Origin of the sequence: Comamonas brasiliensis (assembly GCF_018292285.1) — a bacterium.
Classification (GTDB): Bacteria; Pseudomonadota; Gammaproteobacteria; order Burkholderiales; family Burkholderiaceae_C; genus Comamonas; species Comamonas brasiliensis.
Window position 1 is genome coordinate 285,854 of the sequence record NZ_JAANES010000004.1, and the last position, 18,964, is coordinate 304,817.

Here is an 18,964-nt window from a genome sequence, read left to right on the forward strand (position 1 = left end):
AGGCCGCAAACACGGCTGCTAAGCTGAATTCCCTGAGCGGTGCATCACGCCGCCTTTCCTGCCGTGGCCCTATCCGGGAGCGGCCCGCCCCCCTCAAGGAGAATTTCTATGCGTTGGAACACGCCCTCTGCCCCTTTGCTGCGCGCCCTGCCCCTGGCCCTGGTGCTGGCCTTCGGCTCTGCCCAGGCTGCCCCTCAGGCCGAATGGCTGGAGCATGCGAAAAAGGAGCAGCAGCCCTACCTGGATACGCTGCGCGATCTGGTGCATATCGAGTCCGGCAGCAAGGATGTGGCGGGCGTAAAGAAGATTGCCGAGTACATTGCCGGCAAGCTGCGCGCCCAGGGCGGCAAGGTCGAGATCATCGAGCCCAGCGACATCTACCGCCTCGATGACACGCCCGAGAAGGTCGGCCCCATGGTGCATGCCGAATTCAAGGGCAAGGGCAGCAGCCGCATCATGCTGATCGCGCATATGGACACCGTCTATCTGCCCGGCATGCTCAAGGACCAGCCCTTCCGCGTCGACGGCGACAAGGCCTATGGCCTGGGCATTGCCGACGACAAGCAGGGCGTGGCCCTGATCATGCATATCGTGCCCCTGCTCAAGAAACTGGGCATCGAGGACTACGGCACACTGACCGTGCTGATCAACGGCGACGAGGAAATCAGCTCGCCCGGCGCACGCAGCACCATCACCCGCCTGGGGGCCGAGCAAGACGCTGTGTTCAGCTTTGAAGGCGGCGGCACCGACGGCAGCCTGCGCTTGGCCACCAGCGGCATCGGCGCGGCCTACCTCAAGGTCACGGGCAAGGCATCGCATGCGGGCGCCAAGCCCGAGGACGGCGTGAATGCGCTGTACGAGCTGTCGCACCAGCTGCTGCAGATGAAGGATCTGTCCCAGCCCCAGGACGGCCTCAAGCTCAACTGGACCGTGTCCAAGGCCGGCACCAACCGCAATGTGGTTCCCGCCGAAGCCACGGCCCAGGCCGATGCCCGCGCGCTGCGCGTGGCCGACTTCACGGCGCTGGAAAAAGCCATGCAGGACAAGATCGGCAACAAGCTGCTCCCCGCCAGCAAGGTGGAGCTGAAGTTCGAGGTGCGCCGCCCGCCACTGGAAGCCAATGCCACGGCGCGCAAGCTGGCCGCCCACGCCCAGGGCATTTATGAGCAGGAGCTGAAGCTGCCCATGAAGGTCATGGACAAGGCCACGGGCGGCGGCACGGATGCGGCTTTTGCGGCTCTCAAGGCCAAGGGCGGCGTGATCGAGGGCTTCGGCCTGTCGGGCTATGGCGCGCATTCCAACGATGCCGAATACGTGCAGATCAACACCATCGTACCGCGCCTGTATCTGGCCGCCCGCATGATCCAGGACCTGTCGCGTGGCCAGATCAAGTAAGCGCTTTTGATAGCTGCTTTCGCATGATCTGCTTCGGTTTACGTACAGAAGCGATCTGAAAATCAACAGGAGCTTGCGCTGCAAGCTCCTGTTTTTCTATTCTCAGACTCGGGCCAACACCTGCCACGGGCATCGCCACCGCGCCTGATCCGAACCCGCCTCGCCCGAGTTTCCAGGGTTCTGTCGCCTAGCCAACAGACTGCCGGCACACGAGTGTCTACATTCATCGGATCAACGATGAAGGAGAGTCGCCCGTGAGCCAAGAGCCCTTGAACATCCCCAGCGTCCAGCATCTGGTCAGCCCCGAGGAATGGCAGTTGCGCGTGGACCTGGCCGCCTGCTACCGGCTGGTGGCGCTGTACGGCTGGAGCGATCTGGTCTTCACCCACATCAGCGCGCGGCTGCCGGGCCCCGGGCATCACTTCCTCATCAACCCCTACGGGCTGATGTTTGACGAGATCACGGCCTCTTCGCTGATCAAGGTGGACCTGGGCTGCAACAAGCTCATGGACTCGCCCTTCCCCGTGAACCCGGCCGGCTTCGTCATTCACAGCGCCGTGCACGAGGCCCGCGCCGATGCGCAATGCGTGATCCATACCCACACACGTGCCGGCGTGGCCGTGGCGGCCCAGAAGAACGGCCTGCTGCCCATCAGCCAGCAAAGCACCTTTGTCCTGGGGTCCCTGGCCTATCACGTCTACGAGGGCGTGGCCTTTCGCGAGGACGAGAAGCCGCGTCTGCTCGCCGACATGGGCGAGGCCAACTTCCTCATGCTGCGCAACCACGGTCTGCTGACCTGCGGCCCCACGATTGCCGATGCCTTTCTGTCCATGTACGTCTTCGAGTCCGCCTGCCAGATCCAGATCGCGGCCCAGTCCGGCGGCACCGAACTCACCGAGGTCGACCCGCAGATTCTGCAGGGCATCGCCCATGCCATGAAGGTGCAGACCGGCGGAATGGGCGGCCAGTTTGCCTGGCCAGCCCTGCTGCGCAAGCTCGAACGAATCGACCCCGGCTACCGCAGCTGAACGCTGCGCGCGCACAAAAAAAGAGCATCCGTGGATGCTCTTTTCGCTTGCTTGGGCGCAAGAATCAGACTTCGCCGCGCAGCTTTTCGATGAGACCGTTGAGCTCCTCCAGCGAGCCGAACTGGATGGCGATCTCGCCCATTTCCTGCTGCTTGCCGTGGCGGCGCACGGTCTTCTTGATGCGCACCTCGACATCGGCCGTGAGCAGGTCGGACAGCTCTTCCTCGATGCGTTTCACGTCGCGCGACTTGACATCTTTCTTGGCCTTCTGGCGCGTCAGATTGAACTCGGCACCGATCTTCTTGACCAGCGACTCGGCCTCGCGCACCGACATCTTCTTGGCCGCGATCTGGTTGCCTGCCGTGATCTGGGTGGCGCGGTCCAGCGTCAGCAGTGCCCGCGCATGGCCCATGTCGATATCGCCGGCCATCAGCATGGTCTGCACGGGCTCGGCCAGATTCAGCAGGCGCAGCAGATTGGTGGCAGCACTGCGCGAGCGGCCCACGGCCTGCGCGGTCTGCTCGTGGGTCAGGCCGAACTCCTTGACCAGACGGGCCAGACCCTGCGCCTCTTCCAGCGGATTCAGGTCTTCGCGCTGAATGTTCTCGATCAGTGCCATGGCCGCTGCCGCCTCGTCGGGTACCTCGCGCACCAGCACCGGCACCTCGGACAGACCCGCGATATGCGCGGCTCGGAAGCGCCGTTCGCCGGCAATGATTTCGTACTTGCCGGCGTTGTCGCCCCGGGAGAGCTGGCGCACCAGGATCGGCTGCATGATGCCCTGGGCCTTGATGCTCTCGGCCAGCTCGTACAAGGCGCCTTCGTCCATGCGGGTGCGCGGCTGGTACTGGCCGGCCACCATCACATTGAGTGCCAGGGAGCTCGGCAGATTGGCCTGAGACCCGCTCGCGGCGACCTGCTCTGCTTCGCTGACCTTGGGGCCCAGCAGGGCTTCCAGACCACGTCCCAGGCCCTTGGGTTTCTTAGTCACCATTGCTGAATTCTTTCTTTAAAGGGAGAGCAGCAGCTCATGCCCGGCTTCCCACAGTCCCAGTCCGCTGGCCGTGTTGATATGGCCTGCGGCACCCGCATTCACAAAACGGCTGCCCCAGCCCTGTGCCATGGTCTGTGCGCGTGCTACAGAGCAGTTGGGGTCGTTCTCGCTGCCCACCAGTATCGACGGGAAGGGCAGCTTTTGCAGCAGCACAGGCGACCAGCCGGGCAAAGCGCCGCGCAGGCTTTCCTGCTCCGTATCGCCAGGGGCAACCAGCAGAGCGCCGCGCACCTTGGTTTTCGCAACCTGAGAATGCGCCGCCCACCATGCCACCAGAATACAGCCCAGGCTGTGCGCCACCAGCGTGACGGGGGCAGGAGCGTCGAGCACGGTTTCCTGCAGGCGAATGCTCCAGTCCCCACGCAGCGGATGCTGCCAGTTGTGCTGCTCCAGCCGTTGGTAGCCGAACCGGTCCTGCCACAGACTCTGCCAGTGGCCGGGGTCGGAGTTCTGCCAGCCGGGAAGCAGCCAGACATGCTGAGGGTTCAGTGCTTCAGAGGTCATGGTCGTTGGCGATGGCTGGATGGGGAACGGGGAGCTGTTTCACGTGAAACACTCACATTTTCTTGATGCGGCGCACCATCTCTTCGGCGAACTCGACAAAGGCCTTGCTGCCCTTGGCGGAGGCATCGAACACCACGCCGGGCAGGCCGTAGCTTGGGGCTTCGGCCAGACGCACATTGCGCGGGATCACGGTATCGAACACCTTGTCGCCGAAATGCTCCTTGAGCTGGTCGCTGACCTGCTGCTGCAGCGTGGTGCGCGGATCGAACATCACGCGCAGCAGACCGATGATCTGCAGGTCGGGGTTCATATTGGCATGCACCTGCTTGATGGTGTTGACCAGATCGGTCAGGCCTTCCAGCGCAAAGTACTCGCACTGCATGGGCACGATCACGCCGTGCGCCGAGCACAGACCGTTCAGGGTCAGCATGGACAGCGAAGGCGGGCAGTCGATCAGCACGAAGTCGTAGTCGGCAGCCACGGCCTGCAGAGCGGTCTTGAGACGCTCGTTACGACGCTCCAGCGAGACCAGCTCGATCTCGGCACCCGACAGCTCGCGGTTGGCGCCCAGCACGTCATAGCCGACCTGCTCGGACTTCTGGGCTACTTCCTTGACGCTGGCGTTTTCCAGCAGCACGTCGTAGACCGTCAACTCCAGCGCGCGCTTGTCCACGCCGGAGCCCATGGTGGCATTGCCCTGCGGGTCCAGGTCGATCAGCAGCACGCGCTGGCCGACCTTGGCCAGACCGGCAGCTAGATTGACCGTGGTCGTGGTCTTGCCCACTCCACCCTTTTGATTGGCAACGCAGAAAATTTTGGCCATTGAACTTCTCTTTTAGTTGGCGGCCAGCTTGAGGCCAAAACCGATCAGAAACACACCGGCTGTTTTTTCCAGCCACTTCACCACGGCCGGATTGGCACGCAGACGCTCTGCCAGCAACGTGGTCAGCGTCACCACGATGACGCTGTAGATAAAGGTAATTGCCGCCACCGTGGCAGCCATCACGCCAAAGGTGATGGCGCCCTGATGCCGGGCCGGGTCCACGAACATGGGGAAGAATGCCATGTAGAACACGATGGCCTTGGGGTTCATCAGAGTGATCAGAGCACCCTGGCGGAAATACTGGCGCGGCTGGATTTCAATGGCCGGCGCATCGCCAGGCTTGGCCGTGAGCAGCTTGTAGCCCAGCCAGGCCAGATAGGCCGCACCCACCCACTGCACGGCGTGAAAGGCCGCCGGATAGGCAGCCAGCACCGCTGCCACACCGGCCACAGCCAGCCACATCAGCACCTGGTCGGCAGCCATCACACCCAGGCAGCATGCAAGGCCCGCTCTCCATCCGCCCTTGCCCGTAGAGGTAATCAAGGCCAGATTGCCTGGTCCAGGGATCAGCAAGAAAACGGTAACGGCGGCAGCAAAAGCGCCGTAATCAGAGATGCCAAACATTCAAACCCTGCGCGATGGAAAACAGCAAGTTTATGCGAGGGCCATGACCGGCGCATCTGCATTGCGCAGATGTTGCCTGACACAGTATGTAAAAAGGCACTTTGCTTCCCTTGGAAACAAAGTGCCTCGGCCGAGCTTTACCGCTCAAGAAGCCAGCTTCAACCAGATGACGCAGCGCTCGGCGTCCAGGCCGGGCACGGCCAAAGGTTCCACGTGAAACACCTGCACATCGGCGGGCAAGGCGGCAATCTCGTCGTCGGGGTGCTTGCCCTTCATGGCAAACCAGATACCGTCCTCGGCCAGAGCCTTGCGCGACCAGGTAGTGAAATCCACCAGGGACGCAAAGGCGCGGCAGCTGATGACCGGATAGCGGGTCTTGAGGTTTTCCACCCGATCATGAATGCCGCGCAGATTGGGCAGGCGCAAGGCTGCCGCCACCTGCTGGATGAATGCGGCCTTCTTGCCCACGGTATCCACGCAGTTGACATCGATCTGCGGGCAGCAGATGGCAAACACCACGCCGGGCAGACCTCCGCCCGAGCCCACGTCCAGCAGCGGCAGGCGCTTGCCCTCTTCCACCGGCTGGCGGTTCACATGCCGAAGCAAGGCGGGCACGGCAGCCAGGCTGTCGAGCAGATGATGTGTCAGCATCTCCTGGGGATCACGCACCGACGTGAGGTTGTAGACCTTGTTCCACTTCTGCAGCAGATCCATGAAGGACATCAGCAGATCGATCTGGGCCGGGGCCAGTTCCAGCTGCAATGCCTGGACGCCCTGCTCCAGCTGGTTACGCAAAACCTGGCTCATGCGGAAGCCTCTTCGTTCTGAGTGACAAAGCCCTTGAAGCCGCCTTTTTTCAGATGCACCATGAGCAGCGAGATGGCAGCAGGCGTCACTCCCGAAATACGCGAAGCCTGACCCAGGGTTTCGGGCCTGTGCTTTTGCAGCTTCTGGCGCACCTCGAAGGACATCGCTGCCACCTGCATATAGTCGAAGTCCAGCGGCAGACGCAGACGCTCGAAATGGGCAGCGCGTTCGACTTCATCCTTCTGGCGGTCGATATAGCCAGAATACTTGGCGGCGATCTCCACCTGCTCGATCACCGGGGCACTAAGCTCACCCAGAGCCTCGGGCTGCACATCGGCACTGGCGTACTTGCCCTGGTTCATGCCCATGAGCTTGTCGTAATCGACTCCGGGGCGACGCAGCAGGTCGAACAGGTTGTATTCGCGCTCCATGGCCTTGCCCAGCACGCGCTCGGACTCTTCTGCAGCAACGACACGCGGATTCACCCAGGTGGACTTGAGGCGCTCTGTTTCACGTGAAACAGCGTCGCGCTTGCGGCTGAAGGAATCCCAGCGCACATCGTCGACCAGGCCCATCTGACGACCCGCTTCGGTCAGGCGCATGTCGGCATTGTCTTCACGCAGCTGCAGGCGGAACTCGGCGCGGCTGGTGAACATGCGGTAAGGCTCGGTCACGCCCTTGGTGATCAGATCGTCGACCAGCACGCCCAGATAGGCCTCGTCACGGCGCGGCATCCAGGGGCTTTCGCCACGACACTGCAGTGCTGCATTCAGGCCAGCGAACAGGCCCTGGGCTGCAGCCTCTTCGTAGCCGGTCGTGCCATTGATCTGGCCCGCAAAGAACAGACCCTGGATCTGCTTGGTCTCGAAGCTGCTCTTGAGCGAGCGCGGATCGAAGTAGTCGTACTCGATGGCATAGCCGGGGCGCAGGATATGGGCGTTCTCCAGCCCCTTCATGCTGCGCACCAGTTCGTACTGAATGTCGAACGGCAGGCTGGTGGAGATCCCGTTGGGGTAGAACTCGTGCGTGGTCAGGCCTTCGGGCTCAAGGAAGATCTGGTGGCTTTCCTTGTCCGCGAAGCGGTTGATCTTGTCTTCCACGCTGGGGCAGTAACGCGGACCCACACCCTCGATCTTGCCGGTGAACATGGGGCTGCGATCAAAGCCGCTACGGATGATCTCGTGCGTGCGCGCATTGGTGTGCGTGATCCAGCAAGGCATTTGCCGGGGGTGCATGGCACGGTTGCCCATGAAGCTGAACACGGGCACTTCACCCTCGTTCACGCCGCCAGGCATGCCGTCGCCAGGTTGCTCCTCGCACTGGCTGAAGTCGATGCTGCGGCCGTCGATGCGCGGCGGCGTGCCGGTCTTCAGACGGCCCTGCGGCAGCTGGAGTTCCTTCAGGCGTGCCGACAGGCTCACGGCCGGTGGATCGCCCGCACGGCCAGCTGCATAGTTGTTCAGGCCCACGTGGATCTTGCCGTCAAGGAAGGTGCCCGCAGTCAGCACCACGGTGCGGCTGCGGAACTTGAGGCCCACCTGGGTGACGGCACCGACCACGCGGTCGCCCTCCACCATCAGATCATCCACGGCCTGCTGGAAGAGCCAGAGATTGGGCTGGTTTTCCAGCATCTCGCGAATCGCGGCCTTGTACAGAATGCGGTCGGCCTGGGCACGCGTGGCACGCACGGCCGGGCCCTTGGAGCTGTTCAGGATACGGAACTGGATGCCGCCCTTGTCGGTTGCCAGGGCCATGGCACCGCCCAATGCATCGACCTCCTTGACCAGATGGCCCTTGCCGATGCCGCCGATGCTGGGGTTGCAGCTCATCTGCCCCAGGGTTTCGATATTGTGGGTCAGCAGCAATGTCTTGCTGCCCATGCGTGCAGCGGCCAATGCGGCCTCGGTGCCGGCGTGGCCGCCACCGACCACGATCACGTCAAATTCCTGTGGGTACAACATATTTCTGCTCCGGGCCAAGCCCGGCCCTTGCCCCTGCACGAGGCAACCATGCCTCGGCTCTCATGGCAGGCGGACATGTTTTCGCGCCATGTCCAGCCCTGCGGGGAACCGGCAATTTTCCCACCATTGGCGCAACAATGCCTTGGCAGGGGGGTTTCACGTGAAACATGGCAGCCAGAGCCACGGCCTAGATGTTTGCCCTGATGGACCTGCCTACGCATGAAAAATGCAATCGCTCTGTGCTGCAATGACTGCATGCAAATCCTCATTTTTGCGGGCAGTACCCGCCAAGACTCGTACAACCGCAAGCTGGCCAAGGTGGTTGCCTCCATCGCCCGGCAGCAAGGTGCAGAGCCCAGCCTGCTGGAGTTGTCGGACTTCGATATACCGCTCTACAACGCCGACCTCGAAGCGCAGGGCACGCCTGCCGATGTCATTCGCCTCAAGCAGGCCATGCACAGCCATGCGGCCTGGATTGTCTGCTGCCCCGAGTACAACGGCAGCTACCCTGCCCTGCTCAAGAACGCGATCGACTGGGCCTCCAGCCCGGTCAAGGGCGACGCACAGTGGTCCGATGGCGTTCTGCCCTTTCGCAACAAGGTCGTCGGCATGGCCAGTGCCTCGCCCGGAGGTCTTGGTGGCCTGAGAGCACAGTCACATCTCGCTGCACTGCTATTGAATCTGGAATGCTGGGTCGCGCCGCGCAGCCATGCCGTGAGCCAGGCGGGCGAGGCATTCGATGCCCAGGGTCATCTGGTGCGCGCACAGAATCAGCAAGGCATGGAGGCACTGGTGCAGCAGGTGCTGTGGGCCGCAACACGCCTGGGCTGAGCAATCCCCCACGGATACGGACTACTTGCTGTCGGCGGCGTATGCATATGACATGCAACCGGTTTAGCATGGGCGCTTGTCTTTTCATTGCATAGAGAGCCACTCACCATGAAGCTTTACTACAGCCCCGGCGCCTGCTCCCTGTCTCCGCACATCGTGCTGCACGAAGCAGAGCTGCAGCATGAAACCGTGATGGTCAGCACCAAGAGCCACAAGCTCCAGGATGGAACCGATTACTACGGCATCAATCCGCTGGGCTATGTGCCCTTTCTGGTGCTGGACAACGGCGACACCCTGCACGAAGGTCCGGCCATTGTTCAGTACCTGGCCGACCTGGCTCCCGAGAAAAACCTGGCGCCCGCCAACGGCACCGTGGCCCGCTACCACCTGCAGGAATGGCTGAACTTCATCGGCACCGAGGTGCACAAGGGCTTCGGCCCCTTGTTCAACCCGGCAACGCCTGAAGACTACAAGCCCTTGGCGCGCGCCAATCTGCTCAAGCGTCTGAGCTGGGTCAACGAACAGCTCGCCAACAAGACCTATCTGATGGGCGATCAGTTCACCGTGGCCGATGCCTACTTTTTCACGGTCACCGGATGGGCCCAGTTTGTGGGCCTGGACATCTCCGAACTCCAGCATATTCAGGCCTACCGCGAGCGCATTCTGGCGCGTCCCGCCGTGCAGGCCGCCATGAAGGCAGAAGGCTTGCTGAAGTAAGTTTTTTTGACACCCATGCACACTGAGAACGTGTTTACGATCTCTACGCAGCCGCGTTGGAGCGCAATCGGAATGAGTTCGAAGCGATGGCTTGCGGCTTGCACCGGGGTGCAAGCAAGAGTCAGCGCACAGAAATCGCCCGATTTCGCTCCAACCCTTCGGGACAGTGTCTTTGCGGACGCCCGGTCAGGGGCGGTCTGCGGCGTTGCCTCGCCGGCCGCGCGAATCCTCGCAATAGCACGGCTATTGCTGCGGTATCGCGCCTGGCATCCCATCCCGCAAAGCCTCTGTCGCGGCTCGAGGAGATCGTAAGCACGTTCTAAGGGCTCGGTACCCACCGAGCTTTTTTTCATCTGGAGTTCTGCATGACCTCATTGTTCGACCCGATTGAAGCGGGCAGTCTGCACCTGCCCAACCGCATTGCCATGGCCCCGCTGACGCGCAACCGTGCCCCCGACGCAGTCCCCACGCCGCTGATGCAGACCTACTACGTCCAGCGCGCCTCTGCCGGGCTGCTGATCAGCGAAGGCACGGCCATCAGCCACCAGGGACAGGGCTATGCCGATGTACCCGGTCTCTATGGTCAGGAGCAGCTGCAGGCCTGGAAGAAAGTCACCGATGCCGTGCATGCCAAGGGCGGGCGCATCGTCACCCAACTCTGGCATGTGGGCCGCATCTCCCATACCGTGCTGCAGCCCGACCTGCAGGCGCCGGTCGCGCCCTCTGCGCTGACGGCACGCTCCAAGACCTTTGTGATCGACCGCGAGACGGGACAAGGCCAGTTTGTCGCCACCTCGGCGCCGCGTGCGCTCGAGCAGCAGGAGCTGCCGGACATCGTGCGCAGCTTCGCCACCGCCGCGCGCGAGGCCGTGCAGTCGGCTGGCTTCGATGGCGTGGAACTGCATGCAGCCAACGGCTATCTGCTCGACCAGTTCCTCAAGACCGGCACCAACCAGCGCAGCGACGACTACGGCGGCAGCATCGAAAACCGGGCCCGCCTGGTGCTGGAATGCGTGCGCTCCGTGGCCGATGCCATCGGTGCCGGCAAGGTCGGCATCCGCATCTCTCCGGTCACGCCGGCCAACGACATCGTGGACGCAGACCCGCAGGCGCTGTTCGAGTATCTGGTGCGCCAGCTCGCGCCGCTGGGCCTGTCCTATATCCACGTGATCGAAGGTGCAACAGGCGGTCCGCGCGAGCTCGCAGATCGCCCCTTCGACTATCAGGCACTCAAGCAGGCCTATCGCTCTGCGGGCGGCAAGGGCGCCTGGATGGTCAACAACGGCTATGACCGCGAGCTGGCCATGCGCGCCGTGGAGAGCGGCTATGCCGATGTCGTGGCCTTCGGCAAGGCCTATATCTCCAACCCCGACCTGGTGCGCCGCCTGCACGACGACCTGCCGCTCAATGCCTGGAACAGCGCACGCTTCTACGGGGGCGGCGCCGACGGCTATACCGACTACCCTGCACTCGCCAGCCAGTAAGCGCCATCCATCCGGCTGCAGCCTTCTTCGATCGCGCCGGCAGCCATTGCGTGAAAAACAAAAAGCCCGGTGCATCGCTGCAACCGGGCTTTTTTGACGGCGCAAGCCGCTTAAAACGCGCTTACGTTCTAAAGGCTCAGGCCTGTTCGAGCAACTGCTGCTTCTGGCCGGGCAAGGCCGCCTGGGCGGAAGCCAATGCCGCCGGCGCCATGCCGGGATGAGCCGCAGCTCTGGGGCTGCGCTGGGCGGCATGCATCGCGCCGCCGGCCAGCTTGAACTGGCTGACCAGCTGGGCCAGTCGCGCCGCCTGCTCGCGCAGCGACTCTGCGGCGGCAGCCGACTCCTCCACCAGGGCCGCGTTCTGCTGGGTCATGCGGTCAATGTCGCCCACCGCCTGGTTGACCTGGCTGATGCCCAGCGACTGCTCGCTGGATGCCGCCGTGATCTCGCCGATGATGTCGCCCACACGCTGTGCGCTGTCCACGGTCTCCTGCATGGCCTTGCCGGCGCTTTCCACCTGACGCGCGCCCACATCCACGGTCTGCACGCTGGTGTTGATCAGCGACTTGATCTCGTTGGCGGCCTGGGCCGAACGCTGGGCCAGGCTGCGCACTTCGGCCGCCACCACGGCGAAGCCGCGTCCCTGCTCGCCCGCACGGGCTGCTTCCACGGCTGCATTCAGCGCCAGGATATTCGTCTGGAAGGCGATGGAATCGATCAGGCCGATGATGTCGCCGATCTTGCGGCTGGAGGCCGAGATCTCCTGCATGCTGTTGACGGCCTGGCCGACGATCTCTCCGCCCTGCACGGCCGTCGAAGAGGCCGAGGCCGCCAGCTGGTTGGCCAGCTGCGACGACGATGCGGTCTGCTGCACCGTGGCCGTCAGCTGGGCCAGCGAGGCGACGGTTTCCTGCAGATTGCTGGCCGTCTGTTCGGTACGCGCCGAAAGGTCCTGGTTGCCCGTGGCAATTTCCTGGCTGGCCGTTGCGATGTTGCCGCTGGCATCGCGCACCTGGGCCACCGTGGTGCCCAGCGACTGCTGCATCTGATCCAGCGCGCGCTGCAGATCCGTCAGCTCGTCCTTGCCGCTGACCTCGGCCTTGAGCGACAGATCGCCGCCGGCAATCGTCAGCGCCATCTGGCGGGCCACTTCAAGCGGACGGCAGATGGACAGCATATTGAGCAAGGTCAGCGGAATCACCACCACCAGTGCCAGGATCACGGCCACCACAAACATCCAGCGTGTCTGGTCGGCCACGTCGCGCTCGGCTGCAGCCAGTGCGTCGGCCTGCTCGCGCAGCAGCTTGTCCAGTTGCGCCAGCAGCTTGTCGGCCTCCATGACTTCGGCCAGGGCCTTGCCACTCATGCGGTTGGCCGTGGTCGCCGAGTCATAGCCGCCGGCTTCCAGCTGACGCGCAATGGGCTCGAACAGCTTGCGATAGCTGTCGAGGTGGCCAATGATGCTCTTGGTCAGCTGCGCATCCTGCGCGTTCTGGTCGGTCACGAACTTGCCCAGCGTCGCCTTGGACTTGTCGATGTTCATGACCCATTGCTGATAGGCCTTGCGCACCTCTTCAGGCTTTTCGTACTGGATGACCATGTCCTTCTCGCTGGAGCGGATGCCGCCCAGCTCGGTGCGCAGCTGCGCCATATGGCCCGATTTGACAAAGGCGTTGCTCAGAAACTCCTGGCTCATGTCCTGGATGCGGAACATGCCCAGCATCCCGGCGCCCCCCAGCAAGCCCAGCAACACCATCACCACACCAATGGCGCCCATCATGCGCGTGCGGATGGTGAAGCCCCGCATCATTTCCAACAGACTCATGAATCTCTCTCCACTTTGAACGACTGGCATTGTCGGGCCAGAACTTGCAAATTGTTTCAGATTGTCACCGACACCGAGAAAAACCCGTGACTGCGATGCCCAAGCCATGGCGATCTGCAAGATGACAACGTCTTATCGGCAGACTTTGCGGCTTATCAACCCTGCCCGGACCGAAGTCTTGTCAAAGGCTTGACCTTGTCATGATGTTAGGGTTGACCATTCAAGGCATCGAGTCCGCCAGCCCGGTCGACTCACTTTCTGAAGGAGCCATCCATGCAACAAGTTTTTGAAGTTCAAGGCATGACCTGCGGCCACTGCGAGCGTGCCGTCAGCAACGCCATCCAGGGCGTCGATGCCCAGGCACAGATCAAGATCGACCGCGCCGCCAACCGCGTGGAAGTCGAAACCGGCGCCAGCCGCGAAGCCGTGGCAGCGGCCATTGCCGAAGAAGGCTACAAGGTCGCCTGAACGCTGCCCACCACCGCGCCAGCACCTCATGCAAGGCATCAGAAGGCCGCTGGCGCGTTTTTTCAGGACTAGCCATGCCCAACCACCCACCGACACAAAAAATCGCTCAGAACTGGCCTGTCGTCATCGGCGAGGCCGCACGCCGCGCCGGGGTCTCTGCGCGCATGGTGCGTCACTACGAAGCACTGGGCCTGCTGCCGCCCGTGCACCGCACCGACAGCGGCTATCGCCAGTACACCGAAGCCGATGTGCACGCACTGCGCTTCATCCGCCGCGGGCGCGATCTGGGCTTTTCCATGGACGAGATCGCCACCCTGCTCGGCCTGTGGCAGGACCAGGGCCGCGCCAGCAGCCAGGTCAAGGCCATTGCGCAAAAGCACATCGCCACGCTGACCGAGCGCATTGCCGCCATGCAGTCCATGCAGCGCACGCTGCAGACCCTGGTGCATTGCTGCCACGGCGATGACAGGCCGGACTGCCCCATCCTCGACGACCTGGCCAGCGCCGACACCGACCTGACGCCGGCGCATCATGAACCCACGGCGCCCCGGCGCAGGACTGCTGCCTGAGACGGCTTGCGGGTTTCACGTGAAACCCTCGTGGCCCGCGCAGGGCGGCGTCAACAACGAGACATGTTGCACTGCAGCAAATACTGCAGAATACTCTGTGCGATGAATGCGGTTGCTCTCATTCATCCTTTCAAATCATTCAAGCACAAGCATTGCCCATGCAATGCAGGAGACAAACCATGAGCACCAGAGACATCTTCGTTGTCAGCGCCGCGCGCACGGCCATCGGCACTTTTGGCGGCAGCCTCAAGGACGTTCCCAACGCCCAGCTGGCCACCACCGTGGTCAAGGCCGCCATTGCGCGTGCCGGCATCGCCGCCGACACCGTGGGCCATGTGGTGATGGGCAACGTCATCCCCACCGACACGCGCGACGCCTACCTGTCCCGCGTGGCGGCCGTGGATGCTGGCTGTTCCATCGAAACCCCTGCCTACAACGTCAACCGCCTGTGCGGCTCCGGCCTGCAGGCCATCGTCTCGGCGGCGCAATCCATTGCGCTGGGCGACTGCGAAGTGGCGATCGGCGCCGGCTCCGAATCCATGAGCCGCGGCCCCTACTTCGACACGGCCTCGCGCTGGGGCGCACGCATGGGCGATGCCAAGAGCATCGACTACATGCTGGGCATCCTGCACGATCCCTGGCAAAAAATGCACATGGGCATCACCGCTGAAAACGTGGCCGAACGCTACAAGATCAGCCGCGTGATGCAGGACGAACTGGCGGTCATCAGCCAGCAGCGCGCCGCTGCCGCCATCGAGGCCGGCCGCTTCAAGGAACAGATCGTTCCCGTGGAAATTGCCAGCCGCAAGGGCGTGGTGCTTTTCGACACCGACGAACATGTGCGCGCCGCCACCACGCTGGACACCCTGGCCGGCATGAAGCCCGCGTTCAAGAAGGAAGGCGGCACGGTCACCGCCGGCAACGCCTCCGGCATCAACGACGGCGCGGCTGCCGTGCTGATGATGAGCGAGCAGGCCCTGAAGTCTTCCGGCGCCAAGCCCATTGCCCGCCTGGTCGGCTACGCCCACGCCGGCGTCGATCCCGCATACATGGGCATCGGCCCGGTCCCCGCCACGCAGAAGGTGCTGGCACGCACCGGTCTGAAGATCGAGCAGATGGACGTGATTGAAGCCAACGAAGCCTTTGCCGCCCAGGCCTGCGCCGTGATTCAGGAGCTCGCTCTGGACCCTGCCAAGGTCAACCCCAACGGCTCCGGCATCTCCCTGGGCCACCCCGTGGGTGCCACCGGTGCCATCATCACCACCAAGGCCTTGTACGAGCTGCAGCGCACCGCCGGCCGCTATGCGCTGGTGACCATGTGCATCGGCGGCGGCCAGGGTATCGCCGCGATTTTCGAGCGCGTCTGATACCGCGTTTCAGGGCACCGAAGAGCCCATGAAAAAGGCCTGCCAGATCACTCCGGCAGGCCTTTTTTTGATAGCTTATAGCGCTTGTTGCTACTTGATTTCAGCATCAATAAATACTGAAATCCTTGATTGAAGAGCGCAAGCAGCTACATCATCCATAGCATCAGAACGGCGCCTCTTCAGGGGCCGTATCGGCGGGCGCGGTGGCCGGGCCGGTGAATGTGCCCTGGCCGCGTCCCTGTGCCAGACGCACGGGCAAAGTCTCTGCTGCAGGCGCCGACGACAGCGATGCCGGCAGGCCGTCACCCAGACCCGTGCGCCCTTCCCCGCCCAGCGCCTCGATCAGATCGGGAATCAGGCGCGACAGCTCGCCCGTGGCAATCGTCACATCGGTATCGAAACCGCCGTCATCCTGGGATTGGCCATCCATCACCGCATCGAGCAGCGCGATCTTCTTGATCTGCAGACCTTCGCTGAGCACAAAGCTCACGCGGTCATCCCAGGTCATGGCCAGCTTGGTCGGCAGCTTGCCATGCTCGATATGCTGGCGCACCTCGTCGATGTCGAGCGGATGGCGTGCATAGCGCACCACGGCCTTGGACTCATCGGCAGCCTTGAGCTCGCACTCGCGGTCGATGGAAAAACCAGCGGGCGGCTCCTGCGTCATCAGCCAGTGCGCCATGGCGGCCTGCGGACTGGTCTGCGTATCCAGCAGCGCCAACGCAAAGCCCGGCAGACCTTCGACCAGCAGCGTCACGATCTCGTCGGCACGGCCTTGTGCACTGGTATCGAGCACCAGCGTGCGCGCCTGCGGATCGATCCAGACCCACATGCTGCCCTGCTTGGTGAAGGCCATGGGCAGCAGGTCCAGCTTGGCCTCGTCCTTGAGCTCCTTCTTCTCCTTCTTGCCGGGCTTGCGGCCCTCGGTCTTTTCGATGTGCTCGGCCTTCTCGTTGACCTTGCGGTTGAGCACGCTGGCCGGCAGCATCTTGGACTCGCTCATGAAGCGCATCACCCATTGACCGGCCACGCTTTCCGCCAGCGGGCCATGGGGCTCGCCGCGCGGCGGCACCCAGCCCACGGAACGCTCCTGGGTCGCGCCGCACTCCTCAAACACCGTCTTTTGCAGCGCATCTTCCAGCAGCTGCAGATCGCCCTGCCAGCTCTCGGCAATGCGATAAACAATCATGTTCTTGAACATCAAAAACCTTTGCTAAACCTTCAATCGTCGCCAGCTCCAGCAACTGGATCTCGCGGAAAAAAATCGGCCGCCAACGCAGCCCATGCATGCATTGTTGCGCAGTCGCAGCCACTCAAACTTATCAATACTTTACAGAGCGGCTGCAAAACCTCACGTCTCAGAAACATGGGGGGTCCACACTTCAGTCATCCGCTACCGAATGCCCATTCAGGAGCAAGACCAGGCGGCCACTTCTTCCACTTCCACAGAAAAGGAAACAGACATGACCCGCTTTCGCCAGACACTGACCGGCGCCGCCGTGACAACCGCCCTGCTCGCCTCGCTGAGCCTGCCCAGCTTTGCCCAGACAGCTCCCGCAGAGCAGCCTGCAGCCGCCCAGAAAGCACCCGATTCGCACAAGCACCAGCGTGGTGACAAGCGCGGCGATCGCATGGAGCATATGAAGCAGCGCATGGAAAAACTCAAGGCCGACCTGAAGCTGACGCCTGCGCAGGAAGCCGCCTGGACCACCTACACCCAGGCCATGAAGCCCGGCGAACGCCCTGCCCGCGGCGACCGCGAAGCCTTTGCCAAGCTGACCACACCCGAGCGCATCGACAAGATGCGTGAAATGCGCGGCAAGCACATGGCCGAGATGGACCGCCGCGCCGAAGCCACCAAGGCCTTCTACGCCCAGCTCAATGCCGAGCAGAAAAAGACCTTCGATGCAGCCACCCTGCGCATGCATCATCCGCACGGCCCCCATGGCCATCATGGCGGCAAACCCGGTCAGGAGCGCCCTGCAGCGCCTGCCCCGGCAGCCAAGTAAGCCGGCTTCCGTCACCATCCCATCCAAGCCCCCGGTCGTCATGACCGGGGGCTTTTTTACATTTCGATGTCAATTGGCTGACTACCAACGCAAGCGCTTGCCGACAGCGCATCTATTCACAAGCTTCTAGATTCATATCCACAGAGGGAGCGAAATCAAGGCATTGTCATAGCATCGATATCGCGACCAGATTCCAAGCATTTAGATGGCAATTGACATGAAAAAACTGCAATTAGCAACAAATCTTGTAGTCCCTGCGCTGATCAGCCTGGCAAGTCCCATGCTTCATGCACAGCCTGTGCAATCCTCGACCAGTGCCCTCTATCTGCAATACGGCTCGGCAGAGCATGGCACCGACAGCTGGGCGGGCGGCATCATGCTCCCCTGGAACTGGAGCTACGCCCTGGGCCCGGGACGGATGACGGGTTACTGGGATCTCTCGGTCAGCCGCTGGTCCTCCGACTACCAGGGCGGCAATCGCTCGACCTGGGTTCTGGGAGCACAACCCACATTGCGCTGGCGCCCCGCACAAGGCCTGTCGCCCTGGTTCCTGCAAGCCGGACTGGGCCTGAGCTATGCCACCAACCACCGCTACATCAGCGACCACAAAGAATTTTCGACCCGCTACAACTTTGCCAGCCATATCGGCATCGGCTACCTGTTTGGCGAGCAACTGAAAAACGAAATCAGTCTGCGCTTCGAGCACCACTCCAACGCAGGCATCAAACGCCCCAACCCGGGAGAGAACTTTCTTCAGCTGAGATACGCACGCCACTTCTGAATTTTTGAGCCCGCGATATCGGGACCGACCAGGCCGCCCAACGGGCGGCTTTTTTCATGGTTTGCAGCGACCACTCAGGCTGTTAATAAACATGGTGATAAAACGCGATGAATTTTTCTGTTTTCCACAGCCATGAAAGCTTCTGGAAAGTTGTTCCCAAATCCAGGACATCGGCAGCCCATGTCTGGGCACAGACTTTGTCAAAGTTCAAGTTGTTGATTTTTAAAGAAATTAATTACTTATCAACAATTAAGTGGACTACTTACTATTACTACTAAGTAAAAAGATAAGACTAGAAATAACAACTTTGGTCGAAGTTTACACAGCAATCCGGGATGGTCTGGATAAAAAAAATGTCGATCAGATCAGCGGGCAAGCAGTTCTTGCGACATCACACCCTCGGAATGCAATGTGCCCAATCATGTTCTTCTCAGTTATTCACTATGAAAAACATAGCTAAAAACTCTTATATATCAATGGATACAGGCAATTTATAAAGAATTAATGCGCAAATGAATTTCTGTGGATAAGCCAATATCAACTTTCATGTTTTCCACAAAAATGCGCAGGAAGGCAAAGTTGTTCATGGATCGAGGACAGCAGCAACCGTCATTTGTCTCCATGTTTGTCATCCTTGAAGATGCTTGATTTGCCTTGGTTTTTGGAAGTTATCAACAGAAGATGCCAAGTCTTACTACTACGACTATATTTTTATAA

General features: G+C 61.8%; 18 protein-coding genes. 10 read left to right on the top strand and 8 right to left on the bottom strand.

Going from position 1 to position 18,964, the window contains the following annotated elements; translation table 11 throughout:
* The first annotated feature begins 108 nt into the window (after positions 1-108).
* Together DJFAAGMI_RS17795 and DJFAAGMI_RS17800 are read left to right on the top strand one after the other, a co-directional pair.
* Positions 109-1,395 (top strand): M20/M25/M40 family metallo-hydrolase, encoded by a 1,287-nt coding sequence (locus tag DJFAAGMI_RS17795; protein WP_211458141.1) that lies wholly within the window; start codon positions 109-111, stop codon positions 1,393-1,395.
* A 254-nt stretch (positions 1,396-1,649) separates the two neighbouring features.
* Positions 1,650-2,423 (top strand): class II aldolase/adducin family protein, encoded by a 774-nt coding sequence (locus DJFAAGMI_RS17800; protein WP_211458142.1) that lies wholly within the window; start codon positions 1,650-1,652, stop codon positions 2,421-2,423.
* A gap of 64 nt (positions 2,424-2,487) precedes the next feature.
* On the opposite strand, the gene DJFAAGMI_RS17805 is transcribed toward DJFAAGMI_RS17800, so the two are convergent.
* The 6 genes from DJFAAGMI_RS17805 to mnmG all read right to left on the bottom strand — a co-directional run bounded on the left by DJFAAGMI_RS17805 (position 2,488) and on the right by mnmG (position 8,196).
* Positions 2,488-3,417 carry a ParB/RepB/Spo0J family partition protein gene (locus DJFAAGMI_RS17805; RefSeq protein WP_211458143.1) on the bottom strand — a complete coding sequence of 310 codons (930 nt, stop codon included), beginning with the start codon at positions 3,415-3,417 and terminating at the stop codon, positions 2,488-2,490.
* 15 nt (positions 3,418-3,432) lie between these two features.
* On the bottom strand, positions 3,433-3,981 hold the full coding sequence (locus DJFAAGMI_RS17810) for an RBBP9/YdeN family alpha/beta hydrolase (RefSeq protein ID WP_043003265.1): 549 nt from the start codon (positions 3,979-3,981) through the stop codon (positions 3,433-3,435).
* A gap of 52 nt (positions 3,982-4,033) precedes the next feature.
* On the bottom strand, positions 4,034-4,804 hold the full coding sequence (locus DJFAAGMI_RS17815) for a ParA family protein (protein WP_003059963.1): 771 nt from the start codon (positions 4,802-4,804) through the stop codon (positions 4,034-4,036).
* A 12-nt stretch (positions 4,805-4,816) separates the two neighbouring features.
* On the bottom strand, positions 4,817-5,428 hold the full coding sequence (locus DJFAAGMI_RS17820; RefSeq protein WP_211458144.1) for a LysE family translocator: 612 nt from the start codon (positions 5,426-5,428) through the stop codon (positions 4,817-4,819).
* A 144-nt stretch (positions 5,429-5,572) separates the two neighbouring features.
* Positions 5,573-6,235, bottom strand: coding sequence for a 16S rRNA (guanine(527)-N(7))-methyltransferase RsmG (gene rsmG, locus DJFAAGMI_RS17825; RefSeq protein ID WP_211458145.1), 663 nt, complete (start codon positions 6,233-6,235; stop codon positions 5,573-5,575).
* Positions 6,232-8,196, bottom strand: a complete 1,965-nt coding sequence (gene mnmG, locus DJFAAGMI_RS17830; protein ID WP_211458146.1) for a tRNA uridine-5-carboxymethylaminomethyl(34) synthesis enzyme MnmG — start codon at positions 8,194-8,196, stop codon at positions 6,232-6,234. The genes rsmG and mnmG overlap by 4 nt, the downstream gene beginning before the upstream one ends.
* Positions 8,197-8,415: 219 nt before the next feature.
* On the opposite strand from mnmG, the gene DJFAAGMI_RS17835 reads away from it, so the two are divergent.
* From DJFAAGMI_RS17835 to DJFAAGMI_RS17845, 3 genes are all read left to right on the top strand, one after another.
* Positions 8,416-9,027, top strand: a complete 612-nt coding sequence (locus tag DJFAAGMI_RS17835) for an NADPH-dependent FMN reductase (protein WP_211458147.1) — start codon at positions 8,416-8,418, stop codon at positions 9,025-9,027.
* 108 nt (positions 9,028-9,135) lie between these two features.
* Entirely contained in the window at positions 9,136-9,744 is a 609-nt protein-coding gene (gene gstA / locus DJFAAGMI_RS17840) for a glutathione transferase GstA (RefSeq protein WP_211458148.1), read from the top strand.
* Positions 9,745-10,109: 365 nt separating this feature from the next.
* Positions 10,110-11,228 carry an alkene reductase gene (locus DJFAAGMI_RS17845; protein WP_211458149.1) on the top strand — a complete coding sequence of 373 codons (1,119 nt, stop codon included), beginning with the start codon at positions 10,110-10,112 and terminating at the stop codon, positions 11,226-11,228.
* A gap of 136 nt (positions 11,229-11,364) precedes the next feature.
* Here DJFAAGMI_RS17845 and DJFAAGMI_RS17850 read toward each other — a convergent pair whose 3' ends face one another.
* Positions 11,365-13,053, bottom strand: a complete 1,689-nt coding sequence (locus DJFAAGMI_RS17850) for a methyl-accepting chemotaxis protein (RefSeq protein ID WP_211458150.1) — start codon at positions 13,051-13,053, stop codon at positions 11,365-11,367.
* A gap of 273 nt (positions 13,054-13,326) precedes the next feature.
* On the opposite strand from DJFAAGMI_RS17850, the gene DJFAAGMI_RS17855 reads away from it, so the two are divergent.
* From DJFAAGMI_RS17855 to DJFAAGMI_RS17865, 3 genes are all read left to right on the top strand, one after another.
* On the top strand, positions 13,327-13,521 hold the full coding sequence (locus DJFAAGMI_RS17855; protein ID WP_003059978.1) for a heavy-metal-associated domain-containing protein: 195 nt from the start codon (positions 13,327-13,329) through the stop codon (positions 13,519-13,521).
* 74 nt (positions 13,522-13,595) lie between these two features.
* Positions 13,596-14,090 carry a Cu(I)-responsive transcriptional regulator gene (gene cueR, locus DJFAAGMI_RS17860; protein ID WP_211458151.1) on the top strand — a complete coding sequence of 165 codons (495 nt, stop codon included), beginning with the start codon at positions 13,596-13,598 and terminating at the stop codon, positions 14,088-14,090.
* 179 nt (positions 14,091-14,269) lie between these two features.
* A complete protein-coding gene (locus DJFAAGMI_RS17865; RefSeq protein WP_211458152.1) occupies positions 14,270-15,457 on the top strand; it encodes an acetyl-CoA C-acyltransferase family protein in 1,188 nt (395 codons plus the stop codon).
* Positions 15,458-15,620: 163 nt separating this feature from the next.
* On the opposite strand, the gene DJFAAGMI_RS17870 is transcribed toward DJFAAGMI_RS17865, so the two are convergent.
* Positions 15,621-16,658 (bottom strand): recombination-associated protein RdgC, encoded by a 1,038-nt coding sequence (locus tag DJFAAGMI_RS17870; protein WP_211458153.1) that lies wholly within the window; start codon positions 16,656-16,658, stop codon positions 15,621-15,623.
* Positions 16,659-16,920: 262 nt separating this feature from the next.
* Between DJFAAGMI_RS17870 and DJFAAGMI_RS17875 the strand changes: the two genes are divergently transcribed.
* Both DJFAAGMI_RS17875 and DJFAAGMI_RS17880 read left to right on the top strand, forming a co-directional pair.
* Positions 16,921-17,466 carry a Spy/CpxP family protein refolding chaperone gene (locus DJFAAGMI_RS17875; RefSeq protein WP_211458154.1) on the top strand — a complete coding sequence of 182 codons (546 nt, stop codon included), beginning with the start codon at positions 16,921-16,923 and terminating at the stop codon, positions 17,464-17,466.
* 217 nt (positions 17,467-17,683) lie between these two features.
* On the top strand, positions 17,684-18,247 hold the full coding sequence (locus tag DJFAAGMI_RS17880; RefSeq protein ID WP_211458155.1) for an acyloxyacyl hydrolase: 564 nt from the start codon (positions 17,684-17,686) through the stop codon (positions 18,245-18,247).
* Positions 18,248-18,964: the final 717 nt, after the last annotated feature.